Origin of the sequence: Streptomyces sp. NBC_00250 (assembly GCF_036192275.1) — a bacterium.
Taxonomy (GTDB): Bacteria; Actinomycetota; Actinomycetes; order Streptomycetales; family Streptomycetaceae; genus Streptomyces.
Genome location: NZ_CP108088.1, coordinates 4439282 through 4466264 on the forward strand (window position 1 = coordinate 4439282; position 26983 = coordinate 4466264).

At 70.5% G+C, this 26983-nt stretch carries 26 protein-coding genes and 6 tRNA genes; 16 read left to right on the top strand and 16 right to left on the bottom strand.

The features are described from left to right. Positions 1-13: 13 nt before the first annotated feature. A complete protein-coding gene (locus tag OG259_RS19990) occupies positions 14-736 on the bottom strand; it encodes a hypothetical protein (RefSeq protein WP_328943514.1) in 723 nt (240 codons plus the stop codon). A 112-nt stretch (positions 737-848) separates the two neighbouring features. After that, positions 849-1199, bottom strand: coding sequence for a metallopeptidase family protein (locus OG259_RS19995; RefSeq protein ID WP_328943515.1), 351 nt, complete (start codon positions 1197-1199; stop codon positions 849-851). Positions 1200-1303: 104 nt separating this feature from the next. Between OG259_RS19995 and OG259_RS20000 the strand changes: the two genes are divergently transcribed. The 3 genes from OG259_RS20000 (at position 1304) to OG259_RS20010 (ending at position 1586) form a co-directional block, all read left to right on the top strand. Beyond that, positions 1304-1376 (top strand) — tRNA-Glu (locus OG259_RS20000). A 40-nt stretch (positions 1377-1416) separates the two neighbouring features. Further along, positions 1417-1490 (top strand) — tRNA-Asp (locus OG259_RS20005). 22 nt (positions 1491-1512) lie between these two features. Next, positions 1513-1586 (top strand) — tRNA-Phe (locus OG259_RS20010). Between the two features lie 97 nt (positions 1587-1683). On the opposite strand, the gene OG259_RS20015 is transcribed toward OG259_RS20010, so the two are convergent. From OG259_RS20015 to OG259_RS20025, 3 genes are read right to left on the bottom strand one after another with little or no spacing between them, the layout of a single operon-like run. Beyond that, on the bottom strand, positions 1684-2526 hold the full coding sequence (locus OG259_RS20015) for a cytochrome c biogenesis CcdA family protein (protein ID WP_328943516.1): 843 nt from the start codon (positions 2524-2526) through the stop codon (positions 1684-1686). Further along, complete coding sequence (locus tag OG259_RS20020) at positions 2523-3350, bottom strand: DsbA family protein (RefSeq protein ID WP_328943517.1); 828 nt, start codon at positions 3348-3350, stop codon at positions 2523-2525. Before OG259_RS20020 ends, OG259_RS20015 begins: the two co-directional genes overlap by 4 nt. Positions 3351-3407: 57 nt before the next feature. After that, a complete protein-coding gene (locus OG259_RS20025; RefSeq protein ID WP_328943518.1) occupies positions 3408-3764 on the bottom strand; it encodes a hypothetical protein in 357 nt (118 codons plus the stop codon). Positions 3765-3888: 124 nt separating this feature from the next. Here OG259_RS20025 and hrpA point away from each other — a divergent pair, with 124 nt between their 5' ends. From hrpA to OG259_RS20040, 3 genes are all read left to right on the top strand, one after another. After that, positions 3889-7827 (top strand): ATP-dependent RNA helicase HrpA, encoded by a 3939-nt coding sequence (gene hrpA / locus OG259_RS20030; RefSeq protein WP_328943519.1) that lies wholly within the window; start codon positions 3889-3891, stop codon positions 7825-7827. A gap of 84 nt (positions 7828-7911) precedes the next feature. Continuing rightward, positions 7912-7985 (top strand) — tRNA-Asp (locus OG259_RS20035). Between the two features lie 127 nt (positions 7986-8112). Beyond that, positions 8113-8352, top strand: a complete 240-nt coding sequence (locus tag OG259_RS20040) for a DUF6274 family protein (RefSeq protein WP_328943520.1) — start codon at positions 8113-8115, stop codon at positions 8350-8352. Between the two features lie 341 nt (positions 8353-8693). On the opposite strand, the gene bldC is transcribed toward OG259_RS20040, so the two are convergent. Further along, complete coding sequence (gene bldC / locus OG259_RS20045; RefSeq protein ID WP_003949541.1) at positions 8694-8900, bottom strand: developmental transcriptional regulator BldC; 207 nt, start codon at positions 8898-8900, stop codon at positions 8694-8696. Between the two features lie 592 nt (positions 8901-9492). After that, positions 9493-10401, bottom strand: a complete 909-nt coding sequence (locus OG259_RS20050) for a hypothetical protein (protein ID WP_328943521.1) — start codon at positions 10399-10401, stop codon at positions 9493-9495. A gap of 156 nt (positions 10402-10557) precedes the next feature. Here OG259_RS20050 and OG259_RS20055 point away from each other — a divergent pair, with 156 nt between their 5' ends. Both OG259_RS20055 and OG259_RS20060 read left to right on the top strand, forming a co-directional pair. Continuing rightward, positions 10558-11649 carry a Leu/Phe/Val dehydrogenase gene (locus tag OG259_RS20055; protein WP_328943522.1) on the top strand — a complete coding sequence of 364 codons (1092 nt, stop codon included), beginning with the start codon at positions 10558-10560 and terminating at the stop codon, positions 11647-11649. Positions 11650-11929: 280 nt separating this feature from the next. Continuing rightward, on the top strand, positions 11930-12184 hold the full coding sequence (locus OG259_RS20060; RefSeq protein WP_030318267.1) for a DUF3073 domain-containing protein: 255 nt from the start codon (positions 11930-11932) through the stop codon (positions 12182-12184). Positions 12185-12324: 140 nt separating this feature from the next. On the opposite strand, the gene purM is transcribed toward OG259_RS20060, so the two are convergent. The 4 genes from purM to OG259_RS20080 all read right to left on the bottom strand — a co-directional run bounded on the left by purM (position 12325) and on the right by OG259_RS20080 (position 16943). Continuing rightward, entirely contained in the window at positions 12325-13392 is a 1068-nt protein-coding gene (gene purM / locus OG259_RS20065) for a phosphoribosylformylglycinamidine cyclo-ligase (RefSeq protein WP_328943523.1), read from the bottom strand. Positions 13393-13449: 57 nt separating this feature from the next. Next, positions 13450-14976 (bottom strand): amidophosphoribosyltransferase, encoded by a 1527-nt coding sequence (purF, locus tag OG259_RS20070; RefSeq protein ID WP_030318264.1) that lies wholly within the window; start codon positions 14974-14976, stop codon positions 13450-13452. A gap of 217 nt (positions 14977-15193) precedes the next feature. Beyond that, positions 15194-16093, bottom strand: a complete 900-nt coding sequence (locus OG259_RS20075) for an META domain-containing protein (RefSeq protein ID WP_328943524.1) — start codon at positions 16091-16093, stop codon at positions 15194-15196. 61 nt (positions 16094-16154) lie between these two features. Next, positions 16155-16943 carry a maleylpyruvate isomerase family mycothiol-dependent enzyme gene (locus tag OG259_RS20080; RefSeq protein ID WP_328943525.1) on the bottom strand — a complete coding sequence of 263 codons (789 nt, stop codon included), beginning with the start codon at positions 16941-16943 and terminating at the stop codon, positions 16155-16157. Between the two features lie 76 nt (positions 16944-17019). Here OG259_RS20080 and OG259_RS20085 point away from each other — a divergent pair, with 76 nt between their 5' ends. Next, on the top strand, positions 17020-17424 hold the full coding sequence (locus tag OG259_RS20085; RefSeq protein ID WP_266894442.1) for a nuclear transport factor 2 family protein: 405 nt from the start codon (positions 17020-17022) through the stop codon (positions 17422-17424). Here the strand turns inward: OG259_RS20085 and OG259_RS20090 are convergent. From OG259_RS20090 to purS, 5 genes are all read right to left on the bottom strand, one after another. Beyond that, a complete protein-coding gene (locus OG259_RS20090; RefSeq protein WP_328943526.1) occupies positions 17412-18242 on the bottom strand; it encodes a M23 family metallopeptidase in 831 nt (276 codons plus the stop codon). The genes OG259_RS20085 and OG259_RS20090 overlap by 13 nt on opposite strands. A 31-nt stretch (positions 18243-18273) precedes the next feature. Further along, entirely contained in the window at positions 18274-18783 is a 510-nt protein-coding gene (locus tag OG259_RS20095; protein ID WP_328943527.1) for an ArsR/SmtB family transcription factor, read from the bottom strand. 114 nt (positions 18784-18897) lie between these two features. Continuing rightward, positions 18898-21147, bottom strand: a complete 2250-nt coding sequence (gene purL, locus OG259_RS20100; RefSeq protein ID WP_328943528.1) for a phosphoribosylformylglycinamidine synthase subunit PurL — start codon at positions 21145-21147, stop codon at positions 18898-18900. After that, positions 21147-21827, bottom strand: coding sequence for a phosphoribosylformylglycinamidine synthase subunit PurQ (purQ, locus tag OG259_RS20105; RefSeq protein ID WP_030318250.1), 681 nt, complete (start codon positions 21825-21827; stop codon positions 21147-21149). The genes purL and purQ overlap by 1 nt, the downstream gene beginning before the upstream one ends. After that, on the bottom strand, positions 21824-22069 hold the full coding sequence (gene purS / locus OG259_RS20110) for a phosphoribosylformylglycinamidine synthase subunit PurS (protein WP_017240564.1): 246 nt from the start codon (positions 22067-22069) through the stop codon (positions 21824-21826). Before purS ends, purQ begins: the two co-directional genes overlap by 4 nt. A gap of 366 nt (positions 22070-22435) precedes the next feature. Here purS and OG259_RS20115 point away from each other — a divergent pair, with 366 nt between their 5' ends. From OG259_RS20115 to OG259_RS20145, 7 genes are all read left to right on the top strand, one after another. Continuing rightward, positions 22436-22777 carry a histone-like nucleoid-structuring protein Lsr2 gene (locus tag OG259_RS20115; RefSeq protein WP_266894434.1) on the top strand — a complete coding sequence of 114 codons (342 nt, stop codon included), beginning with the start codon at positions 22436-22438 and terminating at the stop codon, positions 22775-22777. Positions 22778-22911: 134 nt separating this feature from the next. Next, positions 22912-22983: transfer RNA gene (locus OG259_RS20120), tRNA-Gly, on the top strand. 82 nt (positions 22984-23065) lie between these two features. Then, positions 23066-23141: transfer RNA gene (locus OG259_RS20125), tRNA-Gly, on the top strand. 172 nt (positions 23142-23313) lie between these two features. Further along, positions 23314-24288, top strand: a complete 975-nt coding sequence (locus tag OG259_RS20130; protein WP_328943529.1) for an ABC transporter ATP-binding protein — start codon at positions 23314-23316, stop codon at positions 24286-24288. Continuing rightward, the gene (locus tag OG259_RS20135; RefSeq protein ID WP_328943530.1) at positions 24285-25064 is read left to right on the top strand and encodes an ABC transporter permease; all 780 of its coding nucleotides are present in this window, start codon (positions 24285-24287) and stop codon (positions 25062-25064) included. The genes OG259_RS20130 and OG259_RS20135 overlap by 4 nt, the downstream gene beginning before the upstream one ends. A 29-nt stretch (positions 25065-25093) precedes the next feature. Beyond that, entirely contained in the window at positions 25094-26338 is a 1245-nt protein-coding gene (locus OG259_RS20140) for a sensor histidine kinase (protein WP_328943531.1), read from the top strand. Beyond that, the gene (locus OG259_RS20145; protein WP_328943532.1) at positions 26335-26967 is read left to right on the top strand and encodes a response regulator transcription factor; all 633 of its coding nucleotides are present in this window, start codon (positions 26335-26337) and stop codon (positions 26965-26967) included. The genes OG259_RS20140 and OG259_RS20145 overlap by 4 nt, the downstream gene beginning before the upstream one ends. The last annotated feature ends 16 nt before the right edge of the window (positions 26968-26983 follow it).

Sequence of the window (26983 nt, forward strand, 5' to 3'; positions counted from 1 at the left end):
AAATCGGACTCCGTCACACCGGTCCGACCTGCGGAGACGCCATCGGCTCCGGGGGCGCTCCCGGCCCGTCCGCCGCACGCATCGCACCCATCTGGGTGTCGGCTCCGGGCGACGGCGGATCGGTCGGGTTGGAGGTCGGTTCCGGCGTCGGCTCGGGGGTCGGGTTCGAGGTCGGTTCCGGCGTCGGCTCGGGGGTCGGCACGGTCGGCTCCGGCGTCGGCGTGACCTCGCCGCCCGGACCGCCGGAACCGCCGCCGTTCGCCCCTCCACCGTTCCCGCCGCCCCCGCTGCCGCTTCCGTTGCCGCCGCCGTCACCGCCACCGCTGCCGTTCCCGGCGGAGCCGCCCGCACCGCCGCCCGGGCCGCCCTGGCCGCCCGTCGGCTGCGGCTTCGACGGGGCCGCGGGGCCGCCCGGAACCTCCACCGGCAGCACCGCACCGGGGGAGGGCTTGGCCGTACCCGAGGGCGAACCGCTCGGCACCGGGGACTCCGTACCCGCGCCGGCCACGTCCGGGCCACCCGCGTCCGGCCTGCCGTTCCACGAGCCGCCGTCGCCGCCCGGGAGTCCCGCGCCGCCGCCGCCGGACTCGGTCGCCACGCCCCGCTTCCCGCCGGACGCGCCGGGCGCCGGCTTCGCCCCCTCGTCACTCACACTCATACAGCCGCTCAGACCGGCACAGGCCGCGACGGCCAGCGCGGTGGCGGCCCATCTCACCGGGGTGGGCAAATGGCGCACGGGGGCACCTCCAGGACACAACAGGCAGGAACGGAACGCGTGCACTGCCCAACTCCCTTGGCGCCACAAGGGACACGCCCCAGCCGGTCCGAGCGTCGACCCGGCGGCGGGCTCAGCCGTAGCCCAGCGCGTGCAGCCGCTCGTCGTCGATGCCGAAGTGGTGGGCGATCTCGTGCACCACGGTGATCTCGGTCTCCGCGACCACGTCCGCGCGCGACTCGCACATCCGCAGCGTCGGCCCCCGGTAGATCGTGATCCGGTCCGGCAGCACACCGGCGTACCACTCACCGCGCTCGGTCAGCGGCGTCCCCTCGTACAGCCCGAGCAGCTCGGGATCGTCGGAGGGAGGCTCGTCCTCCACGAACACCGCGACGTTGTCCATCAGCCGCGTCAGCTCCGGCGGAATCCGGTCCAGGGCCTCGGCGACAAGCTCTTCGAACTCCTCGCGCGTCATCTCCAGCACGCGCCCATTGTCCCCCCGCCGGAAACCGTTTTGGCGATAGCGGCCGCCATCCCATATGCTTCTCACGTCCCCGACGCACTGAGAAGTGCGCAGGTGAGCCTCTAGCCCTCATCGTCTAGTGGCCCAGGACGCCGCCCTTTCAAGGCGGTAGCACGGGTTCGAATCCCGTTGGGGGCACGTATTACCGTGTGCGAGACTAGTGATCGCGCACAAGCTTGGCTCTGTGGAGCAGTTGGTTAGCTCGCCACCCTGTCAAGGTGGAGGTCGCGGGTTCAAGTCCCGTCAGAGTCGCTGAAGCTGGAAACGGCTTCGTGGCTGGGTAGCTCAGTTGGTACGAGCGATCGCCTGAAAAGCGATAGGTCGCCGGTTCGACCCCGGCCCCAGCCACAGACAGAAGGCCCCGTTCGAAAGAACGGGGCCTTCTTCGTGTGTCTGCACGCGGAGATGCGTACGGGGAGGAGGCCGGCGCCCCCTCCCCGTACCGTCACACCTCCTCGCGTTCCCCCGTACGGCTCCCCCGCCTCGCCCGCAGCGCGAGCACCAGCGCCACCACGGCCACCACCGCGACCAGCAGCGCCCAGTCCGGCACCGCCCGGCCGAGCGAGGCCACCCGCTGCTCCACCGCGAACGAGTCGTCCACGGACAGCAGGCCCGGCAGCGCGGTCGTCCCGTCGAAGACCAGGAACAGCGTCCCGAGGGCCACGAAGAACAGGCCCGAGAGCAGCGACGTCGAGTGGAGCGTGAGGCGGCCCGCCCGGAGCGGCCGGCCGCGCAGCCAGGACCGCCGGCCCAGGTCGTACCGCTCCCAGAGCAGCGCCAGGACGAACAGCGGGACGGCCATGCCGAGCGCGTACACGGCGAGGAGCAGTCCCCCGTACGCCGGGCTGCCGCTCAGCGCCGCCACCGTGAGGACGCTGCCGAGGATCGGACCCGCGCAGAAGCCCGCGAGGCCGTAGACCAGGCCGAGGGCGTAGACGGAGAGCGCCGACGTCGGCCGGATCCGGCCGCTCGCCTCCGCGATCCGCCGGGAGGCGAAGCCCAGACCGAGGATCTGGAGGACACCGAGGCCGATGATCAGCCAGCCGCCGACGGTGACGAGCAGGTCCCGGTGGCCGTAGAAGAGGCGGCCCGCGAAGGAGCCCGCCGCGCCGAGCGGGACGAGGGTGGTCGCCAGACCCGCGTAGAGGATGCCGGTCCTCGCCACCAGCTTCGCGCGCGTGTCGATCGAATACGCGAAGAAGGCGGGCAGGAGCAGGGCGCTGCACGGGCTGAGCAGGGCGAGCAGCCCGCCGAGGAAGGCCGCGAAGTAGCCGATGCCGGAGGTCACTGCCCGGCGCCCGGCTTCTTGGCGTCGTCGGTCGGCGTGGTCGGCTCGGCCGCCTTGGCCGTCCTGGCCGCCGCCTCGATCGCCTCCGTGAACGTCTCCAGGGGCTGCGCGCCCGCGATCGGCCGGCCGTTGATCAGGAAGGAGGGGGTGGAGGTGGCGCCGAGGGAGTACCCCTGCTCCTGGTCCGCGCGGACGGCCTCGCGGGCCGCGGCCCCTTCGCTGTCCTTCGCGAACCGGGCGGCGTCGGGCACGCCCGCCTCCTTCGCGAGGGCGGCGATCCGGTCCTTCCCGAAGCCCTTCTCCTTGGCGCCCTCCGCGTAGGCCGCCCGGTGGAACTGCCAGAACCGGCCCTGCTGCCCGGCCGCCCAGGACGCGCGGGCGACGGCCTCCGACTCCTCGCCGAAGATCGGGAAGTTCCGCCACTCGATGCGCAGGGTGCCGTTCTCGACGTACTTCTTCACCAGGACCGGCTCCGTGTCCCGGGCGAACTTCCCGCAGTAGCCGCACTTGAAGTCGGCGTACTCGATGAGCACGACGGGCGCGTCGGCCCGGCCGACGGCGAGCTTGTCGGAGGCGTCGCGCCGGGCGTACGCCTCCAGTTCGGCGTAGACGCCGGCGGTCGGGTCCGCGGAGACCTCGGCGACGGACGAGGAGCCGGCGGTGCCGGGTGAGGCGGGCCTGGTGGCGGTGTACGAGACGACCCCGAGCAGGACGGCGGCGAGCGCCACGCCGGCGACGATGACGACCGGCTTGGACTTCGAGGCGGGCGCGGACGGGGGCTTGGACGTCGACGCCGAGAGGGACGTGGGCTTGGGCTTGGACATGCGGAAGTGCTCCTGAGGTACGCAGGACGGGACGGACGGCGGAGGGCGGCCGTCCGTCTACACCCTCAGGACCGACAGCTCCACGGGAGACAGGAGTACGCGCGCGGGTGGCTCCCGCCCGGCCGACACGCCCCGGCCGCCCGGATCCAGCACCCGGGCCCCGCACGGCGTCCGGTCGGCGGCGAGCGCCGGCAGCAGCTCGGCGAAGCCGCTCGCACGCGGCGGTACGACGGGACCCGCGGCCCCTTCCTCGACGGGGTGGCCCGGGTCGCAGCCGGGTACGGCCGCGAGCGCGACGAGCGGGGCCGTCGTCGGCACCCCGGGGGAGGACGGGCCCGTCGCTCCGCACACCAGGAGGCCGAGCACCAGAGCCGCGAGCGCGACGAACGCCGCCGCGCGGGTGGTGCAGAACATGCGAAACCTCTCCGGTCCGGTCGACGTGCCCGAAATAGTACGCACCCTCGCGCGGGCCCCCTCGGGGAACCACTCGTAAATCGGTTCGCCGCTTCTCGGCCGCAGGTGCGATCCTGGATTCCGTATGTCTACTTCCTTCGCCGCCCTCCAGTCCGTCCTGGCCGAGGTCTCGCTGCGGGACTCCCACCGCCTCGGCCGCCGTCTCGAAGGCGCCCGCCGCATCCGCAAGCCCGAGGCCCGCGCGGCCGTCCTGGACGAGATCGCCGTCGAGGCGGCCAAGGCCAAGGAGCGCACCGACGGGCGCGCCTCACGCGTGCCCGCGGTCACGTATCCCGAACAGCTGCCCGTCTCGCAGAAGAAGGACGAGATCCTGGAGGCGATACGCGACCACCAGGTCGTGATCGTCGCCGGTGAGACGGGCTCCGGAAAGACCACCCAGATCCCCAAGATCTGTCTGGAGCTCGGCCGGGGCGTCCGGGGCATGATCGGGCACACCCAGCCCCGCCGGATCGCCGCCCGCACGGTCGCCGAGCGGGTCGCCGAAGAGCTGCGGACCCCGCTGGGCGAGGCCGTCGGCTGGAAGGTCCGCTTCACCGACCAGGTGAACCCCGACGCGACCTTCGTGAAGCTGATGACGGACGGCATCCTGCTCGCCGAGATCCAGACGGACCGCGAGCTGCGCGCCTACGACACGATCATCATCGACGAGGCCCACGAGCGGTCCCTCAACATCGACTTCCTGCTCGGCTATCTGGCCCAGCTGCTCCCGAAGCGCCCCGACCTCAAGGTCGTGATCACCTCGGCGACGATCGACCCGGAGCGTTTCTCCCGCCACTTCGGCGACGCCCCGATCGTCGAGGTCTCCGGCCGTACGTACCCCGTGGAGGTCCGCTACCGGCCCCTCCTCGAAGAGGACTCGGAAGACTCGGACCGGGACCAGATCACCGCGATCTGCGAGGCCGTCGACGAGCTCCAGTCCGAGGGCCCCGGCGACGTCCTGGTCTTCCTCTCCGGCGAGCGCGAGATCCGGGACACCGCGGACGCGCTCCTCAAGCGGCAGCTCCGCAACACCGAGGTCCTCCCGCTCTACGCGCGCCTTTCGCACGCCGAGCAGCACCGGGTCTTCCAGGCGCACTCCGGCCGCCGGATCGTCCTCGCGACGAACGTCGCCGAGACCTCGCTGACCGTCCCCGGCATCAAGTACGTGATCGACCCGGGCACCGCCCGCATCTCCCGCTACTCGCACCGGACCAAGGTGCAGCGACTGCCGATCGAGCCGGTCAGCCAGGCCAGCGCCAACCAGCGCAAGGGCCGCTGCGGCCGTACGTCCGACGGCATCTGCATCCGGCTGTACTCCGAGGACGACTTCCTGACCCGCCCGGAGTTCACGGACGCCGAGATCCTCCGTACGAACCTGGCCTCCGTCATCCTCCAGATGACCGCGGCCGGTCTCGGCGACATCGAGAAGTTCCCCTTCATCGACCCGCCGGACCACCGGAACATCCGGGACGGCGTGCAGCTCCTCCAGGAGCTGGGCGCGATCGACCCGAACGAGAAGGATCCGAAGAAGAGGCTGACGCAGCAGGGCCGCAAGCTCGCCCAGCTGCCCGTCGACCCCCGGCTCGCCCGGATGGTCCTGGAGGCCGACAAGAACGGCTGCGTACGGGAAGTGATGGTGATCGCGGCCGCGCTCTCCATCCAGGACCCGCGTGAGCGGCCGGCGGAGAAGCAGGCGCAGGCCGATCAGCAGCACGCCCGGTTCAAGGACGAGACGAGCGACTTCCTCGCCTTCCTGAACATGTGGCGGTACGTCCGTGAGCAGCAGAAGGAGCGCGGCTCCAGCTCGTTCCGCCGGATGTGCAAGCAGGAGTACCTGAACTTCCTGCGCATCCGCGAGTGGCAGGACATCTACGCGCAGCTGCGGACGGTCGCCAAGCAGCTGGGCATCCACGTCAACGAGGAGGACGCCCCCGAGCAGTCCGTCCACGTGTCGCTGCTCGCCGGTCTCCTCAGCCACATCGGCATGAAGGACGTGAAGGAGGGCGCGAAGAACGACTACCTGGGTGCCCGCAGCGCCAAGTTCGCGATCTTCCCCGGTTCCGCGCTCTTCAAGAAGCCCCCGCGCTTCGTCATGTCCGCCGAGCTGGTGGAGACCTCGCGCCTCTGGGCCCGGGTCAACGCGCGCGTGGAGCCCGAGTGGATCGAGCCGCTCGCCCAGCACCTGGTGAAGAAGACGTACAGCGAGCCGCACTGGGAGAAGGACCAGGCGGCCGTGATGGCCTTCGAGAAGGTGACGCTGTACGGCGTCCCGATCATCGCCGACCGCAAGGTCAACTACGGCCGGATCGACCCCGAGGTCTCCCGCGACCTGTTCATCAGGAACGCGCTCGTCGAGGGCGACTGGCGCACCCACCACAAGTTCTTCGCGGACAACCGCAAGCTCCTCACCGAGGTCGAGGAACTGGAACACCGGGCGCGGCGCCGGGACATCCTGGTCGACGACGAGACGCTCTTCGACTTCTACGACAAGCGCGTCCCCGAACACGTCGTGTCCGGAGCCCACTTCGACTCCTGGTGGAAGCACAAACGCCATGACGAGCCGGAGTTCCTGGACTTCGAGCGCGAGATGCTCATCAACGAGAAGGCCGCCGGGGTCACCAAGGACGACTACCCGGACTCCTGGCGGCAGGGTCCGCTGAAGTTCCGGGTGACGTACCAGTTCGAGCCCGGCGCGGACGCCGACGGCGTGACCGTCCACGTCCCGCTCCAGGTGCTGAACCAGGTGACGGACGACGGCTTCGAGTGGCAGATCCCGGGGCTGCGCGCGGAGGTCGTCACCGAGCTGATCCGCTCCCTCCCGAAGCCGATCCGCCGCCACTACGTGCCCGCGCCGAACTTCTCGTCCCGCTTCCTGGACGTGGTCGTGCCCGTGCAGGAGCCGCTGGCGGGGGCGCTCGCCCGCGAGCTCCAGCGGATGGTCGGCGTGCCGGTGACGGCCGACGACTTCGACTGGGCGAAGGTCCCCGAGCACCTGAAGGTCACGTTCCGGATCGTCGACGAGCGGCGCAGGAAGCTCGCCGAGGACAAGGACCTGGAGACGCTGCGGCTGCAGCTGCGCCCGAAGGCCCGCAAGGCCCTCTCGCAGGCCGCCGCGGCGGCCACGGGCGGCCCGGACGGCTCAGGGCCCTCCCTGGAGCGCACGGGGCTCACGGACTGGACGGTCGGCACCCTCACGAAGGTCTTCGAGACCAAGCGGGGCGGCCAGCCGGTCAAGGCGTACCCGGCGCTCGTGGACGAGGGCGCGACCGTCGCCGTACGGCTCTTCGACACGGAGGCCGAGCAGGAGCGGGCGATGTGGCGGGGCACCCGGAAGCTGATCATGCTGAACATCCCGGTGAACCCGGCGAAGTTCGCCTCGGACAAGCTGACCAACCAGCAGAAGCTGGCCCTGTCCTCGAACCCGCACGGCTCGATCCAGGCCCTCTTCGACGACTGCGCGACCGCGGCGGCCGACAAGCTGATCGCGGAGCACGGCGGTCCGGCGTGGGACGAGGAGTCGTTCCGGAAGCTGTACGACAAGGTCCGCGCGGACCTGGTGGACACGACCGTACGGACGGTGGGACAGGTCCAGCAGATCCTGGCCGCCTGGCAGGCGTGCGAGCGCCGGCTGAAGTCGACGAACAGCCTGGCGCTGATCAACAACCTGACCGACGTGCGCGCGCAGCTGGCGTGGCTGATGCCGGCCGGCTTCGTCACCCGTACGGGTCTGAAGCGGCTCCCGGACCTGATGCGCTATCTGGTGGCGGTGGACCGGCGGCTCCAGCAGATGCCGACCGGGGTCCAGCGGGACACCACCCGGATGGAGAAGGTCCAGGAGATGCAGGACGAGTACGCCTGGCTGCTCGAACAGCTCCCGAAGGGCCGCCCGGTGCCCTCCGAGGTCACCGACATCCGCTGGATGATCGAGGAGCTGCGGGTGAGCTACTTCGCCCACGCGCTGGGCACGGCACACCCGGTCTCGGACAAGCGGATCGTGAAGGCGATCGACGCGGCGGCCCCGTAGCGGGGCGCCCGTCGGTGAGTTCGACCGGACCGCTGACCTGCTGTACAGTGTTCCTCGCAGCCACTTACGAGGGGCTGCGAGCAAGGACCTGTGGAGCAGTTGGTTAGCTCGCCACCCTGTCAAGGTGGAGGTCGCGGGTTCAAGTCCCGTCAGGTTCGCTTTCAGGAAAGGCCCGCATCGTGAGATGCGGGCCTTTCTTTGTGTTCCCGTGTCTTGACGGGGCCGCGCGCCCGCCGGTACCCCGGACATCAGGGATTCGGGGGCCCACACCGGAGGTGGTCGCGCATGGCCGCGGCGTCCGCAGCACGGCACGAGACGAGAGCACTGCTACGCGCCCATCTGGCGGCCGCGTCCCGGTACGGACACCTCACCCGCCACTGCGTGGTCTGCCACCGCCTCCTGCGGCTCTCCATGGAGCTCCCGGAGCTTCCGGAGCTCCAGGACCTTCCGGAGCTCCAGGACGGCGTACCCGGGCCCACGGGGCCGACGGGCGGCACTGAGGACGAAAGTCCCACCGACCCATGACCAACGGCGGGTTGGGGGCGTTCCGCGAAGTGGCAGGCTGTTCCTTGGCAAGACTTCGCAGGTGTGACGGGAGTCACTGAGGTAGTTTCAGAAACCGCTTCACTTACACCCTCCCTACACCGGCCCGATTTAATATGTGCAATTGCACCGCTCCTCGAAGAGTGGCGCCGGACACAAAAGAAGATCGCGCCAGACCCGGCGGAGTCCAGCGCGATCGTTGACGAAGGCCTGTTGGGGCAGGAATCCGTCGGCAGAGCTAGGTGTGGGCGACCGGATTGGGGGATCCGGACAGGCCCGGTGTTACGGGGTACTGCGGGGTACTACGGGGTGTTTGCGCGACCTCAGGCCTCGCTGCGCTGCTGCGGAATGCCCGCCAGCAGTGCGCGAACCTCAGCTTCGCGGTACCGGCGGTGCCCACCCAGGGTGCGGATGGACGTGAGCTTCCCGGCCTTCGCCCAACGGGTCACCGTCTTCGGGTCCACGCGGAACATCGTGGCAACCTCGGCAGGGGTCAGCAGCGGCTCGGCATCAGGGGTGCGAGCGGTCATGAGCGGCCTCCTCGGGAGAACCGAACCTTCTCGGTTCTTTCCTCTAAATTCTGCACCTTGACCCGCGTTGCCCGAAATGGCAGAAGCGGGCCGAGTCGGTTATAGGACGAACGGCTTGTCCTCGGCACTACAACTACACCATCCGTCCAGCCACGTCGGCCAAACCGATGGAATTGCCCTCGCAGGTGTTCATCAGCGGCGGAAGTCGATGGACCATGCCATAACGGACAGTCACGCCACTGTGACGATCAGTCACAGAGCGATCAGGAGTCCTCAGACCCCCCATAGAGTGCAATGCTGAGCGTTCCGCCCATAGATGGACGGAAGGAACCCTCCCCGGACTCCTTGTCCTATTTTGGCACGAGGGTGGGTGATGGGCGCAAGGGTGCGGTAAGTGCTGTCCGTCACGCTTGAGCCAAAGGCCCGGATCGGGACCAACGTCCCCGCCGTACGGGTGCCGAAAGACCCGAACCGTCGCGGACGAAGAGGAGCACCGAAATCCGGGCATGCAGATTCGGACACCCCTGAAGATCATTTACACCGGCCGGACATGTCTTGTCGATACCGACCTGACGAAGATGCCCGAGTGATGTCAATTCGCGAAGCGCAGATCCCTGACCGTCCGCCAGCGCTCCGCGAGTCGCCCGTACGCCTCGCTCGCCCCCTCGCCGTCGCCGGCCCGCAGCGCCGCGATCCCCTCCGCCAGCTGAGCCGCCGACCGGTCCTCCGCCAGCCACTCCTCCGTGACCGCGTGCACCAGACCGCCGAAGTCCAGCTCCACGAGCGCCCGCGGATGGAACTCCTCCAGCCAGCGCCCCACCTCGATCAGCCCCTCCGTCATGGGACCGTCGTCGATCGACTCCCGCAGGGCCCGCAGCGCCCGCGCCAGCCGCCGACGCGCCTGCGCCATCGTCGTCCGGTAGCGGAGCACCGGCGCCCGGCCCCGCTCCGTACCGCCCTCGCCTGCCTCGCCGGCCTCGCCGCCCGCACCGCCCCTCCCGGCCGACTCCCCCGGCTCGTACTGCCGGTCCTCGTCGCCGAAGAGGGCGAACCAGCGCAGCGGCACCTGCCAGACCGCCGTACGGATCCACGGCCGCGCGTCCGGGTTCCGCTCCAGCCAGCGCTCGTGGTCCGCCGCCACCTGGGCGCGCACCACCGGCGGCAGCATCGCGTCCAGCACCGGCTCCGGGAACTGGTCCGCCAGCTCCTGGAGGGCCAGCCACCCCCGCAGCCGGGTCCGCCACGGACAGATCACCACCACCCCGTCCAGATGCGCGACGAAGGCCTCCCCGCTCTCGTGCACCGGCACCGGCACCGGCACCGGGGGCGTCGGAAGCAGGTCCGCGAGGGAGCGCCGCAGCTCCTCCTGCGCCCCCGGGGTGCGCGGCCGGCGGGCGTACCGGGCCCAATGGGTCCGCTCCGGCTCGGGGAACGCGGCCAGCGGCTCGTACACCCGCAGATAGGACGCGTAGGGAATGAGGACCGAGGAGGCGACCGACATGTCGCAAATCCTTCCACGGAGGTACTCCGGGAGGGGGTGATCCTGAGCACTGCCGCTGATCTACGCCCAGGTAGGACTTACTCTCTTGCCGAACTGGTCCTCCCCCACCCGTAGGGAGGGCCGCAAACCGCCGCTTCGTACTTGGGAGTCACCACCGTGACCGATGTGACCGGCGTTCCTGCTGACGTACTGCACACCTTGTTCCACTCGGAGCAGGGTGGCCACGAGCAAGTCGTGCTCTGCCAGGACCGCGCCACCGGCCTCAAGGCCGTCATCGCCCTCCACTCCACCGCCCTGGGCCCCGCCCTCGGCGGCACCCGCTTCTACCCGTACGCCACCGAGGCCGCGGCGATCGCCGACGCCCTCAACCTGGCCCGCGGCATGTCGTACAAGAACGCCATGGCCGGTCTCGACCACGGCGGCGGCAAGGCCGTCATCATCGGCGACCCGGAGAAGATCAAGACGGAGGAGCTCCTCCTCGCCTACGGGCGCTTCGTCGCCTCCCTCGGCGGCCGTTACGTCACGGCCTGCGACGTCGGCACCTACGTCGCCGACATGGACGTCGTCGCCCGCGAGAACAAGTGGACCACCGGCCGCTCCCCCGAGAACGGCGGCGCCGGCGACTCCTCCGTCCTCACCGCCTTCGGCGTCTTCCAGGGCATGCGCGCCTCCGCGCAGACCGTCTGGGGCGACCCGACGCTGCGCGGCCGCAAGGTCGGCGTCGCGGGCGTCGGCAAGGTCGGCCACTACCTCGTCGAGCACCTCCTGGAGGACGGCGCCGAGGTCGTGATCACCGATGTGCGAGAGGAGTCGGTGCGCCGGATCACCGACAAGCACCCGCAGGTCACCGTCGTCGCCGACACCGACGCGCTGATCCGCGTCGAGGGTCTGGAGATCTACGCGCCCTGCGCGCTCGGCGGCGCCCTGAACGACGAGACCGTGCCGGTCCTCACCGCGAAGATCGTCTGCGGTGCGGCCAACAACCAGCTCGCCCACCCCGGCGTCGAGAAGGACCTCGCCGACCGCGGGATCCTCTACGCGCCCGACTACGTGGTCAACGCCGGTGGCGTGATCCAGGTCGCCGACGAGCTGCACGGCTTCGACTTCGACCGCTGCAAGAAGAAGGCGACGAAGATCTTCGACACCACCCTTGAGATCTTCGCACGTGCGAAGGCGGACGGGATTCCGCCGGCCGCGGCGGCCGACCGGATCGCCGAGCAGCGGATGGCGGACGCGCGCCGCGCCTGAGCCGTACCCGGGGTCCGACCCGCCGCCGGAGAGACTTCGCTCACGCCCCTCGGCGGGTCGGCCCTCAAGAAGAGGTTAAAATCGCGATTGACCAGCGAGGAAAGGGCACCTCGAAGGTTCTGTACCGGGGTATGTGATGCGCGCGGCGTACCGTAGACCCGCGGAAACAGGTACCGTTGAAGCCCTACGGACCGGTCTCTCTGTCGAGAGTCCGTTCCGAATCATGAACGCGTGTCAAGACTCTGGGGCCACCGAGCCCCGTCACCGAGGGGGTCGAGCCATGGGGCGCGGCCGGGCAAAGGCCAAGCAGACCAAGGTCGCCCGCCAGCTGAAGTACAGCAGCGGCGGGACAGACCTGACGCGTCTGGCCAATGAGCTGGGCGCTTCGACTTCGAACCAGCCGCCGAATGGCGAGCCGTTCGAGGACGACGACGAGGAAGACGACCCGTACGCCCAGTACGCGGATCTCTACAACGAGGACGACGAGGACGAGGACGACGAGTCCGGTCCCAGTGCGTCCCCGCGTCGCGCTTGACCTTCTGAATCGCAGCACAGAAACCCGGTCCGGGATCACCCGGCCGGGTTTCTGTGCTGTCCGCGTCCGAGCCCGACCGCAGACGGCACAACGCGGACGGGGCGCCCCTCAGGAGCGCCCCGTCCGCGTACTGCCCTGCTCTAGTTCGCGTAGTCCCCGACCAGCTCGGCGCCCGTGGTGTGCGCGCCGCGCTCGGTGATCTCGCCCGCGACCCAGGACTCGACGCCCCGGTCCGCCAGCGTCGTCAGGGCGGCGTCCACGGAGTCCGCCGGAACGACGGCCATCATGCCGACGCCCATGTTCAGGGTCTTCTCCAGCTCCAGGCGCTCCACCTGACCGGCCTTGCCGACCAGGTCGAAGATCGCGCCCGGCGCCCAGGTCGAACGGTCGACCGTGGCGTGCAGACCGTCCGGGATCACCCGGGCCAGGTTGGCCGCGAGACCGCCGCCCGTGATGTGGCTGAACGCGTGGACGTCCGTGGTCCGGGTGAGGGCCAGGCAGTCCAGCGAGTAGATCTTCGTGGGCTCCAGGAGCTCCTCGCCGAGCGTCCGGCCGAGCTCCTCGACCCGCTGGTCGAGGGTCATGCCGGCGCGGTCGAAGACCACGTGCCGGACGAGCGAGTACCCGTTGGAGTGAAGACCCGAGGAGGCCATGGCGATGACCGCGTCCCCCGTACGGATGCGATCGGCGCCGAGCAGCCGGTCGTACTCCACGACACCCGTGCCCGCGCCGGCCACGTCGAAGTCGTCCGGGCCGAGGAGGCCCGGGTGCTCCGCCGTCTCGCCGCCGACCAGGGCGCAGCCGGCCAGGACACAGCCCTCGGCGATGCCCTTGACGATGGCGGCGACCCGCTCGGGGTGGACCTTGCCGACGCAGATGTAGTCGGTCATGAAGAGCGGCTCGGCGCCGCAGACGACGATGTCGTCCATGACCATCGCGACCAGGTCGTGGCCGATGGTGTCGTACACGCCCATCTGGCGGGCGATGTCGACCTTCGTCCCGACACCGTCGGTGGCGGAGGCGAGCAGCGGCCGCTCGTAGCGCTTGAGGGCGGAGGCGTCGAAGAGGCCGGCGAAGCCGCCCAGGCCGCCGAGGACCTCGGGGCGCTGCGTCTTCTTCACCCACTCCTTCATGAGCTCGACGGCGCGGTCACCCGCCTCGATGTCGACGCCCGCGGACGCGTAGCTGGCACCAGTGGTCTCAGACATGCTGAAGAACTTTCGTGTCGTACTGCGGTTGCAGCGGGGTCTTACGGGCGACGGTGCTCACGGACGGCGGAGCGCGTCGGAGGCCGCCGTGGCAGCGGGACCCGCGGCCAGTTCGGTCTCCAGGAGCTGCTTGCCGAGCAGCTCGGGGTCCGGCAGCTCCATCGGGTACTCGCCGTCGAAGCAGGCACGGCAGAGGTTCGGCTTCTGGATCGTGGTCGCCTCGATCATCCCGTCGATCGAGATGTACGAGAGCGAGTCCGCGCCCAGCGACTTGCCGATCTCCTCGATCGACATGCCGTTGGCGATCAGCTCCGCGCGGGTGGCGAAGTCGATGCCGAAGAAGCAGGGCCACTTCACCGGCGGCGAGGAGATCCGGATGTGGATCTCGGCCGCGCCGGCCTCGCGGAGCATCTTGACCAGAGCGCGCTGGGTGTTGCCGCGGACGATCGAGTCGTCGACGACCACCAGGCGCTTGCCCTTGATGACGTCCTTGAGCGGGTTCAGCTTCAGCCGGATGCCGAGCTGGCGGATGGTCTGGGAGGGCTGGATGAAGGTGCGCCCGACGTAGGCGTTCTTCACCAGACCGGCGCCGAAGGGGATGCCCGAGGCCTCGGCGTAGCCGATGGCGGCCGGGGTGCCGGACTCCGGCGTCGCTATCACCAGGTCGGCCTCGACGGGCGCCTCCTTCGCCAGGCGGCGGCCCATCTCCACGCGGGAGAGGTACACGTTCCGGCCGGCGATGTCGGTGTCCGGGCGAGCCAGGTACACGTACTCGAAGACACAGCCCTTGGGCTTCGCTTCCGCGAATCGCGAGGTACGGATGCCGTTCTCGTCGATCGCGATCATCTCGCCCGGCTCGACCTCGCGGACGTAGCTGGCGCCGCAGATGTCGAGGGCGGCGGACTCGGAGGCGACCACCCAGCCGCGCTCCAGACGGCCGAGGACCAGCGGGCGGATGCCCTGCGGGTCACGGGCCGCGTAGAGCGTGTGCTCGTCCATGAAGACGAGGGAGAAGGCGCCGCGGACATCGGGAAGGACCTTGGCGGCACCCTCCTCGATGGTGAGCGGCTTGCCCTCGTCGTCGACCTGGGCGGCGAGGAGCGCCGTGAGCAGGTCGGTGTCGTTGGTGGCCGCGACACGGGTGCTGCGGCCTTCCTTCTTGGGCAGGTCGGCGACCATCTCGGCGAGCTGCGCCGTGTTCACCAGGTTGCCGTTGTGGCCGAGCGCGATCGAGCCGTGGGCGGTTGCCCTGAACGTCGGCTGCGCGTTCTCCCACACGGACGCCCCGGTGGTCGAGTAGCGGGCGTGACCGACCGCGATATGACCTTGGAGGGAACCGAGAGAGGTCTCGTCGAAGACCTGGGACACGAGGCCCATGTCCTTGAAGACGAGGATCTGGGAGCCGTTGCTGACCGCGATTCCCGCGGATTCCTGGCCCCGATGCTGGAGGGCATAGAGCCCGAAGTACGTGAGCTTTGCGACCTCTTCACCCGGAGCCCAGACACCGAAGACGCCACAAGCGTCCTGGGGGCCTTTCTCTCCGGGGAGCAAGTCGTGATTGAGTCGACCGTCACCACGTGGCACGTTTCCGAGTGTAGACGGGCTCGACCACTGGTCCGAATTGAGGAAATCCGGGGCCTCCGAGCTTGTGCGATCGCATGAATTGATCATCTCGGGCTTGGAGGGGGCTACGAAGCAGGCGCGGTAAGGGATTCCGGCCCCGAGGGCTTCCCGAGCGGACGCTCGTACCAGGCGGTGACCCTCTCCGCGATGTGACGGAGTGCACCCCGCGGAGAGTCGTTCACCGGGACGCCGGGGGCTCTTGGCCGTCCGTTCCGCCCGTTCCTTCAGAGGTTTCGCCAGTCGTCCCGGCGGCCGCCTTCGCCCCCAGGCCCTCGCCCGCGGCGTTGGTGAGGGTCAGCGTCCGGTGGTCCAGGCGGTAGGTGAGCGGGCCGTCGAGGAGCTCGTACAGCTTCGTCTCCAGCTGCATCTGCGGGCTCGTGCACATCATCCGGGTGGTCGCCGCCGGGCCCTCGATCGTGAGCGTCTTCCCCTCGACCCGGGCGGTCGCGGCGAAGTTGTTGCAGCCCAGGTTCCCGGTGACCCGACCGTCCGCGCCGAGGACGAGACGGGCCTTGTCGCCGCTGCCCGCGGGCAGCGAGGACGCGGTGTCCCCCGAGATCAGCCCGTCGATCTTCCACGTCGTGCCACGCAGCGGGAGGTCCGCCTCGGCGGTCAGCTCCAGGCCGTTGCGGCCGTCCGGGGAGGTCAGGGTGAGGGCCTCGCCCTTCTGCTTCCCCTTGAGCGGGCCGGTGAAGGCCTTGACCAGCTCCGTCTCGAAGCGCTGCCGGTCCTCGGGGCAGCCCATCTCGGTGATCTCCTGCGGGGAGACGGTCAGGGTGTCCCCCTTCACGGCGACGGTCGCCCCGAAGGTGTTGCAGCCGCTGTTCCCGCGGGCGCGGCCGTCCGCGCCGAACTCGACGCGGGCGCCGTCCGGGGCGGCGGACCTGCGGCCGTCGACCGTGACGGCGCCGATCGTCCAGTGGCTACCGGCGACGGGCAGGTCGGGGGAGACGGTGTCGGAACCGGATCCGGAGCCGGCTCCCGCGGTGCCTCCCTCCGTGCCGCAGGCGGCGAGGAGGAGGACCAGGGCGGCGGCGGAAGCGGCGGAGGCGAGGGTGCGCGGCGTCTGCGTCTGCATGGCGGTGGGACGGGCGGCGGCGGAAGTCGGTTCCGTCGCCGCTCCCGCCCGTACGGGAAGCTCAGCCCATCAGGGGCAGGAGGTCCTTGAGGTCGGCGCGCTCGCCGCTCGCGCTGACACGGGCCTCGTCCAGCTCCGTCGCCCACCGCGCCCGCCCGGTCGCGAGCCTGATCCAGGTCAGCGGGTCCGTCTCGACCACGTTGGGCGGGGTGCCCCGGGTGTGCCGGGGGCCCTCCACGCACTGCACCACCGCGTACGGCGGGATCCGCACCTCGACCGCCCCGCCCGGGGCCTTCGCGGCGAGCGCGTCGGCGAGCAGCCGGGTGCAGGCGGCGAGGGCCTGCCGGTCGAAGGGGACGCCGGCCCCGGTCGCCGCGTTCAGGTCGTCGGTGTGGACGACGAGTTCGACGGTCCGGGTGACGAGGAAGTCGGCGAGGGTCATCGCGCCGAAGCGGGTCGGGACCAGCCGCTCGTCGGAGACGCCCGCGATCGCCGCCCCGTACCGCTCCGCCGTCTCCGCGAACAGCACCGGCAGGTCGGCCGTGTCGATCGCCCGGGTGTCCTCGTCGATGCTCGCCGCCTCCGTCACCGTGGCCAGGGGCCAGTCGAGCAGGGCGAGTTCCCGGCGGGCCGGCTCGGTCTCCGCGAGCTTCCGGGTCATCGAGGCGAGCACCATCGTCAGGTGCGCCGCCAGCTCCCGTACCGTCCACTCCCCCAGCCGGGTCGGCGCGTCGAGCTGCTCGGGGGTGAGCGCGGTCACCGCCTCCCGGACGTTCCCGAACTGGGCGAGCACGGCGGCCCTGGTCCGGGCGGAGTCGTAACTGCGGGTGCGCTTCTTGGCCGGTGGCATGGGGGCGAGGGTAGTCGGAGACTGAGAGGGGGAGGACCGCCCGCTCACCCACCCGTACGAGAGGGGTCGATCAGCCATGGCCGAGCACCCTGACGCCGCATTGGTCCGCCGGGGCTTCGAAGCCTGGACCAAGGGAGACATGGAGACCGTCGGCACGCTGATGACGGCGGACTGTACGCACCACTCGCCCGGCGAGAGCCAGATCTCCGGCCACTTCAAGGGCCGGGACAACGTCCTCGCCATGTACGGACAGATGTTCGAGCTCACCGGTGGCAAGATGCGCGTCGAGCTCGACAGCATCTCCGTCGACGGCCGCGGTCATGCCGTGGCGGCCAACACGTTCTACGCCGAGCGCGGTGACCGGGGCATCGAGATGAAGGGTGCGCTGGTCTTCACGATCATCGGCGGCAAGATCTCCGACATCGACGAATGCGTGGCGGACATCGCGCAGTCCGACGCCTTCTGGGGTCAGGCCGAGTAGACGGAATCGCGTGGCACTTCGAACGTCTCGCCGTTCTTCGGCACGCCGACACCGCGCCAGGTGAACGGGACGCCGCTCGCCGTGTTCAGGTCCGGGCCGTCCATCAGCTGGAAGTGCACGTGCGGCTCGGTGGAGTTGCCGGAGTTCCCGCAGCGGGCGAGTTCCTGGCCCACGTGGACGCGGTCGCCCGCCCGGACCACGAGCGAGCCGCGCTTCAGATGCGCGTACATCGCGTACGTACCGTCGCCGAGATCGAGGACGAGGTGGTTCCCGGTGATCCGGCGGGCTCCCGCGAGGCTCCGGGCGGCGGACTCGATCAGCAGCAGATAGAGCAGGGCGGCCGGCGAGTTGCGGCTCAGGTGGTCGCGCTGCCCGTCCTCGGCGTGCACGACGGTCGCGTCGGCGACCGCGAGCAGCGGCGCGTCGAAGGCCGGGAAGTCCTCGCTCCGCCGGACCACCGGCCACAGCCACGCGAAGGCCGGGCGGGGCTGCGCCTCGTCCTCCCGGGTGACGTCGATCGCGTACGTCTGGCCCAGCTGGTGGGTGCCGTGGCTGGGCGTCCGGTCCGCCGGGCTGTTCAGCGCCGACCAGCGGCCGGTGACCGGCGGGGCCACCTCGACCGTGGCGCGGGTCGCGGCCATGGCCCGGCTTCGGGCGGTCCGGGAGAGCCCGACGCCGAGGATCATCGCGGCGATCGCGGGCAGCCAGCCCGCCCAGTACGGGTACGGCAGCTCGACGGCGAAGGAGGCGATCACCTGGACGATGAACGCCAGCCAGAGCGCACGGTGGAGAACCGCCGGTGATGCGCTTGAGGACATCCGGATTCCCTCCGAGGATTCGTGGTGACCGTTAAGGGCGGGCCGCGGTGAGGACCACCAGGAGCGGGACGACCCGGGCTCCCGGGACCTCGTAGCGCCCGCGTCCGACGGTCTTGAGCCAGCCCGCGCCGGTCAGTTGGCGCAGGTGGTGGTAGATCTGGCCGGTCGTGCCGATCCCTTCGAGCTCCGCCAGCTCGGCGGCGGTACGCCGGCCGCCGAGGATCTCCCGCAGCAGGCGGAGCCGTACGGGATGGCCGAGCGCGGCGAAGGACTCGGCGGCATCCGCCCAGTCCTCCTCGAACAGCTGCCCGGTGAAGGCGCCGAACTGCCACTCGTACCGCTCCCGGGTCGGCAGCCGGACCGATCCCGTGAAGACGACCGCGCCGTCCTCGCCCCGCTCCCCCACGTCCGCCGCGAGCTGCGCCTTGAGTCCTTCGAGGGCCCAGAGTGCGCCGTCGGTGGCCTCGGGCGCGGGGCGCCCGGCGTCTTCCAGGGCCGCCATGCGCCGTTCCAGCTCGGCGACCCGCTCTTCCAGCTCCATGATGTTGAGATTACGTAATTACGTAATCTCCTGCAAGCGTCGAAACGAGAAAGCCCCCGTCCGGACCCGAAGGTCCGGACGGGGGCTCCCCCACCGCTGAGTGTCAGGCGCCGATCAGGCCAGCAGGGCCGGGATCGTCGCCTCGTGCGCCGCGCGCAGCTCCGTCAGGGAGAGCGCGAACTCGCCCTGGACGTCGACGGCGTCGCCGTCGACGACACCGATCCGCGCCGCCGGCAGACCCCGCGCACCGCACATGTCGGTGAAGCGGAGCTCCTCGCTGCGCGGGACGGCCACGACCGCACGGCCGGCCGACTCGCTGAACAGGAACGTGAACGCGTCCAGGCCCTCCGGGACGACCAGGCGCGCGCCGTTCCCGCCGCGCAGGCAGGACTCGACGACCGCCTGCACGAGACCGCCGTCGGACAGGTCGTGCGCCGCGTCGATCATGCCGTCGCGGGAGGACGAGATCAGGATCTCGCCGAGCAGCTTCTCCCGGTCGAGGTCCACGGCCGGCGGCATGCCACCGAGGTGCTTGTGGATGACCTCGGACCAGGCCGAGCCGCCGAACTCCTCGCGCGTGTCGCCGAGCAGGTAGAGGAGCTGGCCCTCTTCCGCGAAGGCGATCGGCGTACGGCGGTTGACGTCGTCGATCACACCGAGGACGGCCACGACCGGCGTCGGGTGGATCGCGACCTCACCGGTCTGGTTGTACAGCGAGACGTTGCCGCCGGTCACCGGGGTGCCGAGCTGCAGGCAGCCGTCCGCGAGACCACGCGTGGCCTCGGCGAACTGCCACATCACGGCCGGGTCCTCGGGCGAACCGAAGTTCAGGCAGTCCGAGATCGCCAGCGGCCTGGCACCGGAGGCGGCGACATTGCGGTACGCCTCCGCCAGCGCGAGCTGCGCACCCGTGTACGGGTCGAGCTTCGCGTACCGGCCGTTGCCGTCGGTGGCCATGGCCACGCCGAGGTTGGTCTCCTCGTCGATGCGGACCATGCCCGCGTCCTCGGGCTGCGCCAGGACCGTGTTGCCCTGCACGAACCGGTCGTACTGGTCCGTGATCCAGGACTTCGACGCCTGGTTCGGGGAGGAGACCAGCTTCAGGACCTGGTCCTTCAGCTCCTCGCCGTTCTGCGGCCGGGCCAGCTTGCCCGCGTCGTCGGCCTGGAGCGCGTCCTGCCACTCCGGGCGCGCGAACGGCCGGTGGTAGGTCGGGCCCTCGTGGGCGACGGAGCGCGGCGGCACGTCGACGATCTGCTCGCCGTGCCAGAAGATCTCCAGACGCTCGCCCTCGGTCACCTCACCGATGACGACCGCGATGACGTCCCACTTCTCGCAGATCTCCAGGAAGCGGTCGACGTGCTCGGGCTCGACGATCGCGCACATGCGCTCCTGCGACTCGCTCATGAGGATTTCCTCGGGCGAGAGGGTCGCGTCGCGCAGGTGGACCCGGTCGAGCTCGACGCGCATGCCGCCGGAACCGGCCGAGGCCAGCTCGGACGTGGCGCAGGAGAGCCCGGCGCCGCCGAGGTCCTGGATGCCCGCGACCAGCTTCTCCTTGAAGATCTCCAGGGTGCACTCGATGAGGAGCTTCTCCTGGAAGGGGTCGCCGACCTGGACGGCGGGGCGCTTGGTCGGCTTGGTGTCGTCGAAGGTCTCGGACGCGAGGACCGAGACGCCGCCGATGCCGTCGCCACCCGTGCGGGCGCCGTACAGGATCACCTTGTTGCCGGGGCCCGAGGCCTTGGCGAGGTGGATGTCCTCGTGCTTCATCACGCCGATGCAGCCGGCGTTGACCAGGGGGTTGCCCTGGTAGCACTCGTCGAAGACGACCTCGCCGCCGATGTTCGGCAGGCCGAGGCAGTTGCCGTAGCCGCCGATGCCGGCGACGACACCGGGCAGCACGCGCTTGGTGTCGGGGTGGTCGGCCGCGCCGAAGCGCAGCGGGTCGACGACCGCGACCGGGCGGGCACCCATGGCGAGGATGTCACGGACGATGCCGCCGATGCCGGTGGCCGCGCCCTGGTAGGGCTCGATGTACGAGGGGTGGTTGTGCGACTCGACCTTGAAGGTGACCGCGTACCCCTGGCCGACGTCCACGACGCCCGCGTTCTCACCGATGCCGACCAGCATGGCGTCGTTCTCGGGGACCTTCTCGCCGAACTGCTTCAGGTGGACCTTGCTGCTCTTGTAGGAGCAGTGCTCGGACCACATGACGGAGTACATGGCGAGCTCGGCGCCGGTGGGACGGCGGCCCAGGATCTCGCGGATGCGCGCGTACTCGTCCTCCTTGAGGCCGAGCTCCTTCCAGGGCTGCTCGCTGTCCGGCGTCTCGCTCGCGTGCTTGACGGTGTCGAGGCTCATCAGGCGTTGACCAGCTTCTTGAGGATCGAGGTGAAGAAACCGAGGCCGTCCGTCTTGCCGGTGCCGACGAGCGGCTCGACGGCGTGCTCGGGGTGCGGCATGAGGCCGACCACGTTGCCCGCGGCGTTGGTGATGCCCGCGATGTCACGCAGCGAGCCGTTGGGGTTGACGTCGAGGTAGCGGAAGGCGACCCGCCCCTCGGCCTCCAGCTCGTCGAGGACGCGCTCGTCGGCGACGTACCGGCCGTCCATGTTCTTGAGCGGGACCTCGATCTCCTGGCCCTCGGTGTAGTCCGAGGTCCAGGCGGTCTCCGCGTTCTCCACCCGCAGCTTCTGGTCGCGGCAGATGAAGTGGAGGTGGTTGTTGCGCAGCATCGCGCCCGGCAGCAGATGGGCCTCGGTGAGGATCTGGAAGCCGTTGCAGATACCGAGGACGGGCATGCCCGCCTTCGCCTGCTCGATGATCGTCTCCATCACCGGCGAGAAGCGGGAGATGGCTCCGGCCCGCAGGTAGTCGCCGTAGGAGAAACCGCCGGCCAGGACCACGGCGTCGACCTGCTTGAGGTCCTTGTCGCGGTGCCAGAGCGATACGGGTTCGGCGCCCGCGAGGCGGGCGGCACGCAGCGCGTCCTGGTCGTCGAGCGTTCCGGGGAACGTGACGACGCCGATGCGTGCGGTCACGACTCCACCTTCACGATGAAGTCTTCGATCACAGTGTTGGCAAGGAAGGTTTCGGCCATCTCATGGATGCGGGCGAGGGCGGCGTCGTCGACCGGTCCCTCCACCTCCAGCTCGAAACGCTTCCCCTGACGGACGTCGGCGATTCCGGCGAATCCCAGGCGGGGCAGTGCACGCTGCACCGCCTGCCCCTGAGGGTCGAGGATCTCCGGCTTGAGCATGACGTCGACTACGACGCGTGCCACTGGCACTCCCGGTGGTGTGTTGCGTGGGCGGTTCCCTCAGCGTACCTGTCTCCAAATTCTACGCGGGTAGAGATCTGAAGGATCCTCCAAAAGCCAGGCCACGGAGCCGCTCCACCAGCGAACACGGCGCACGCCCCCGACGGGGCACACCCACGCAAAATTCGAGTGAAATATTGCGAACCTCATTGCACCGGGACACGCTGAAACAATTGCCAGGGCTTCACAATGCGACGCCCACCGCTGTACAAAGGAATCGAGAAGAAATCAGCATTGTCCCGGCACAGCCGTACGGTCGGCATCGCCGCACGTCAGAGGCGTCACAAGCGCCCCCTCTGCGGCGTCGGCCGCAGGAAAGGACCGATATCCGTGGCTCAGCGTGTGGTGGTCACAATCTCCGACGACATGGACGGCGGAGAAGCGGCTGAAACGGTCGCGTTCGGCCTCGACGGGAAGATGTACGAGATCGACCTGAATGCTGCCAATGCAAAGAAACTCCGCAAGGCTCTCGCCCCGTACCTCGCCGCCGGACGCAAGCTGCCGGCCAGGGCCCTGACCGGCCGGAGCCCCTCCCTGGAGACGTACACCCACACCTCCCTGGCCCCCGACCCGGCGGCGGTCCGCGCCTGGGCGCAGTCCAACAAGATGGAGGTGCCCGCCCGCGGCCGGATCCCGAAGCGGGTCTACGAGGCCTTCCGCGCCGCGAGTTGAGGCTGGGCGGACGCGGCGGGGCCCCGGCCCGCCGACGGGGCGGGGCGAGCCGATTTGCATTGCACCCCCCATGATCCGCTAAAGTCTGGAACACGCCGAGGGGCGAGGCCGCAAAGCCCCACCTCACGCAGCGTGCGGGTGTAGTTCAGTAGCAGAACATCCCCCTTCCAGGGGGAAGGCGCAGTGTGCAATTCCTGTCACCCGCTCTGCATCGCAAGACCGAGCACTCCGGTGCATCAGGTAGAGTGGTGCTCGCACCGCCCAGTGAAAGCTGAGCGGCAGCAAAATGCGGACGTGGCTCAGTTGGTAGAGCATCACCTTGCCAAGGTGAGGGTCGCGAGTTCGAATCTCGTCGTCCGCTCCAGATCGAAGGCCCCGGTTCTCTGGAACCGGGGCCTTCGGCGTATCCCCATGAGTCCCATGAGTCCCATGCGCCCCGAGTGCCCCCGACTCCCGCCACCCCCATGACATTTGTCAGAAACGGGTGGTGACAGCGCGCACTGCCGGACGGGCCGCGCCGCCGAGAGCCTGGACACATGACCAACGCGACCCGTGCGACCCCCGCGATCGAGGCGGAAGGCCTCCGCCGCGGCTACTCCGGCGACTTCGAGGCCGTACGCGGCATCTCCTTCACCGTCCCCCGCGGCGAGATCTTCGCCCTCCTCGGCACCAACGGCGCCGGGAAGACCTCCACCGTCGAACTCCTCGAAGGCCTCGCCGCCCCGAGCGCCGGCGCCGCCCGCGTCCTCGGCCACGACCCGTACCGCGAACGGTCCGCCGTCCGCCCCCGGATCGGCGTGATGCTCCAGGAAGGCGGCTTCCCCTCCGATCTGACCGTGGCCGAAACCGTACGGATGTGGGCAGGGTGCACCACCCACGCCCGGCCCGCCGACGAAGCCCTCGGCGCCACCGGGCTCACCGGCCGCGAAGACGTGCGGGTCAAACAGCTGTCCGGCGGCGAACGACGCCGCCTCGACCTCGCCCTCGCACTCCTCGGCCGCCCCGAGGTCCTCTTCCTCGACGAACCCACCACCGGCCTCGACGCCAAGGGCCGCCGCGACACCTGGGAACTCGTCCGCGCCCTCCGCGACGGCGGCACCACCGTGCTGCTCACCACCCACTACCTGGAGGAGGCCGAGACCCTGGCCGACCGGCTCGCGATCATGCACCGCGGACAGATCGTCCTCTCCGGAACACCGGCCGAGGTCACCGCCGCCCGGCCCGCCCGCATCCGCTTCACCCTGCCCCCCGAGGTCCCCGCCGCCCGGCTGCCGCTGCGCCTGCGGGCCGCCGAGGACGACGGGCGGATCGAGATCCGTACCGAATCCCTCCAGGACGACCTCGCCGTGCTCCTCGGCTGGGCCCGGGACGAGGACGTACGCCTCGAAGGGCTCGACGCGCGGTCCGCCTCGCTGGAAGAGGCCTTCCTCGACATCGCCGCGCAGACACTCCCGTCCGACGCACCCGCCGCACCGGAGGCGTCCCGAGCCGCACTGGAGGCCTCCCGATGAGTGCTCTCGCCCAGATCCCCTCCCGCACGCGGCTCGTCGCCCTCGGGCGGGCCGAGCTGACGCTCCTCCTCCGCAACCGCACCGCGCTCTTCGGCGCCCTCCTCGTCCCCCTCCTCATGGTCGAAGCGGTCCGCAGCTCCCTCCGGAGCGCCGACCTCGGCAAGGCCGGCACGAGCATCGCCGAGGTCGCCGTGACCGGCGCCATCGGCATGGGACTCCTCATCGGCGTGTACAGCAACCTCGTCGCCGCCTTCGTCGCCCGCCGCGAAACCCTCGTCCTCAAGCGGCTCCGTACGGGCGAACCGACCGACCCCGAGATCCTCACCGGGATCGCACTGCCGGCCGCCACCCTCGCCCTCACCCAGTGCACCGTCCTGACGATCGGCGGCATCGCCGTCCTCGACCTGCCCGCACCCGCCCGTCCCGATCTGCTCCTGGCCGGCGTCGTCCTCGGCACCATCCTGCTCACCGTCCTCGCCGCGGCCACCTCGGCCATCACCCGCACACCCGAGAGCGCCCAGCTCACCGCCCTGCCGCTGGTCCTGATCTCCTCCATCGGCTCCGGGCTCTTCGTCCCCCTCTCCATGCTTCCCGAACGGCTCGCGGCCTTCTGCGAACTGCTTCCGGTGACCGGGGTCATGACGCTCGTACGGGCCGGCTGGGCCGGCGGCGCGGAGGCGGGGGACCTGCTGGGGGCGACGGCGGTCACGGTGGCCTGGATCATGGTGTCGGTGTTCGCCGTCCAGCGGTGGTTCCGCTGGGAGCCCCGGCGCTGAACGAGTCATCGAGGGAGGGGCCTTCGCCCGTGAAGAGCTGGAGCGGCCGGAGCGGCCTGGCCAAGGTCGACCTCTACACCCGCGTCACCGCGTACATGCTGCTGTGGTCCGCCGTGGTCGTTCTCGGGCTGATGCTCCTGATCCGCCCGATCCGGCACGAGGCCCCGCTCGTCCTCGTCGTCGTCGCCCCGCTGCTGAACCTCGCCAACGGGGTGCTCTGCCACCGCTTCCTCCACCGCGCCATGGACGCGTACCTGAGGCCCGGGACCGTACTCCCGCCGCGTGAGGTGCTGCCCGCCGCGGCGGCCGGGGCCGCGACCGCCGGAGCCGTCCTCGTGGAAGCGGCCACCGCCGACCTGACCGGGCTGCTGCCGGGGATGCTCGGGGCCGCGCTCGTCCCCTTCCTCGCCGGGCACTGCCTGATCCATCCCGGCCGGACCACCGCCCTGCACCAGGCACTCCTGGCCGGCGTGCTCCTGGCCCTCGTGCCGCTCACCGGCCGGGACATGACACAGACCCTCACGACCGTGACGAGCGTCGCCTTCATCACCGGCTGGCTCGCCGTCACCGTCCGCCTCTCGCTCTGGGTGCTCGGCGTCGTCTTCGAACTGCGCGAGGCCCGCGACGTACAGGCCCGGCTCGCGGTCGCCGAGGAACGACTGCGCTTCGGGAGGGACCTGCACGACATCCTCGGCCGGAACCTCTCCGTGATCGCCCTCAAGAGCGAGCTGGCCGTCCAGCTCGCGCGGCGCGAACGCCCGGAGGCCGTCGACCAGATGATCGAGGTCCAGCGCATCGCGCAGGAGTCCCAGCGAGAGGTGCGGGACGTCGTACGCGGCTACCGCGAGGCGGACCTGCGGGTGGAACTGGAGGGCGCGCGGGGCGTGCTCGGCGCGGCCGGGATCGACTGCGCCGTCGACTCCCCGGGGCCCGGGCTCGACCTGCCCGACGAGGTCCGGTCGGCGCTCGGCTGGGTGGTCCGGGAGACCACGACGAACGTACTGCGGCACGGGGACGCGCGGCGCTGCGCGATCGCCGTGCGGAAGGAGGAGGACACGGTGCTGCTGACGGTGGAGAACGACGGGGTGCGGACGGGTGCGGGGGACGGCGGCGGAGGGGCCGGTGGCGGCGGCCTGGGTGCCGGCACCGGGCTCATCGGGCTGCGGGAGCGGCTCGCCGCGGTCGGCGGGACGCTTGAGGCGGGGCCGGGGGACGGCGGTACGTTCCTGGTGACGGCCCGGATCCCCGTACCCCGGACGGGGGCGGACCGATGACCGCGGCCGTATCCGTACCCGTACCCGTGCGCGTCCTGCTCGCCGACGACGAGCATCTGATCCGTGGTGCGCTCGCCGCGCTGCTCGGTCTCGAGAACGACCTCGTCGTCGTCGCCGAGGCCGCCACCGGTCCCGAGGCGCTCGCCATGGCCCGCGCCCACCGACCCGATGTCGCCGTGCTCGATCTGCAGATGCCGGGCGCCGACGGTGTGAGGGTCGCCACAGTCCTGCGGGACGAACTGCCCGGCTGCCGCACCATGATCGTGACCGGCCACGGCCGCCCCGGCCACCTCAAGCGGGCCCTCTCGGCCGGCGTCCGCGGCTTCGTCCCGAAGACCGTCAGCGCCCAGCGGCTCGCCGAGATCATCCGCACCGTGCACGCCGGAAACCGTTACGTGGACCCGGAGTTGGCGGCCGACGCCATCGCCGCCGGGGACTCCCCGCTGACCGCGCGGGAGGCCGAGGTGCTCGAATTCTCCGCCGACGGGGCGCCCGTCGCGGAGATCGCCCGGCGCGCCTCGCTCTCCCCCGGAACCGTCCGGAACTACCTCTCCTCGGCCGCCGCGAAACTCGGTGCCGAGAACCGGCACACGGCAGTGCGTCTCGCACAGGCGAAAGGTTGGGTATAGTTGGCTCCGCGCTACG

Excerpts from the sequence above, each read along its gene's own strand:
- OG259_RS20020 (WP_328943517.1), bottom strand. The coding sequence starts at position 3,350 with ATGTCCAAGCCCAAGCCCACGTCCCTCTCGGCGTCGACGTCCAAGCCC.
- OG259_RS20025 (WP_328943518.1), bottom strand. The coding sequence starts at position 3,764 with ATGTTCTGCACCACCCGCGCGGCGGCGTTCGTCGCGCTCGCGGCTCTG.
- hrpA (WP_328943519.1), top strand. The coding sequence starts at position 3,889 with ATGTCTACTTCCTTCGCCGCCCTCCAGTCCGTCCTGGCCGAGGTCTCG.
- OG259_RS20040 (WP_328943520.1), top strand. The coding sequence starts at position 8,113 with ATGGCCGCGGCGTCCGCAGCACGGCACGAGACGAGAGCACTGCTACGC.
- bldC (WP_003949541.1), bottom strand. The coding sequence starts at position 8,900 with ATGACCGCTCGCACCCCTGATGCCGAGCCGCTGCTGACCCCTGCCGAG.
- OG259_RS20050 (WP_328943521.1), bottom strand. The coding sequence starts at position 10,401 with ATGTCGGTCGCCTCCTCGGTCCTCATTCCCTACGCGTCCTATCTGCGG.
- OG259_RS20060 (WP_030318267.1), top strand. The coding sequence starts at position 11,930 with ATGGGGCGCGGCCGGGCAAAGGCCAAGCAGACCAAGGTCGCCCGCCAG.
- purM (WP_328943523.1), bottom strand. The coding sequence starts at position 13,392 with ATGTCTGAGACCACTGGTGCCAGCTACGCGTCCGCGGGCGTCGACATC.
- OG259_RS20075 (WP_328943524.1), bottom strand. The coding sequence starts at position 16,093 with ATGCAGACGCAGACGCCGCGCACCCTCGCCTCCGCCGCTTCCGCCGCC.
- OG259_RS20080 (WP_328943525.1), bottom strand. The coding sequence starts at position 16,943 with ATGCCACCGGCCAAGAAGCGCACCCGCAGTTACGACTCCGCCCGGACC.
- OG259_RS20085 (WP_266894442.1), top strand. The coding sequence starts at position 17,020 with ATGGCCGAGCACCCTGACGCCGCATTGGTCCGCCGGGGCTTCGAAGCC.
- OG259_RS20090 (WP_328943526.1), bottom strand. The coding sequence starts at position 18,242 with ATGTCCTCAAGCGCATCACCGGCGGTTCTCCACCGTGCGCTCTGGCTG.
- OG259_RS20095 (WP_328943527.1), bottom strand. The coding sequence starts at position 18,783 with ATGGAGCTGGAAGAGCGGGTCGCCGAGCTGGAACGGCGCATGGCGGCC.
- purL (WP_328943528.1), bottom strand. The coding sequence starts at position 21,147 with ATGAGCCTCGACACCGTCAAGCACGCGAGCGAGACGCCGGACAGCGAG.
- OG259_RS20130 (WP_328943529.1), top strand. The coding sequence starts at position 23,314 with ATGACCAACGCGACCCGTGCGACCCCCGCGATCGAGGCGGAAGGCCTC.
- OG259_RS20135 (WP_328943530.1), top strand. The coding sequence starts at position 24,285 with ATGAGTGCTCTCGCCCAGATCCCCTCCCGCACGCGGCTCGTCGCCCTC.
- OG259_RS20145 (WP_328943532.1), top strand. The coding sequence starts at position 26,335 with ATGACCGCGGCCGTATCCGTACCCGTACCCGTGCGCGTCCTGCTCGCC.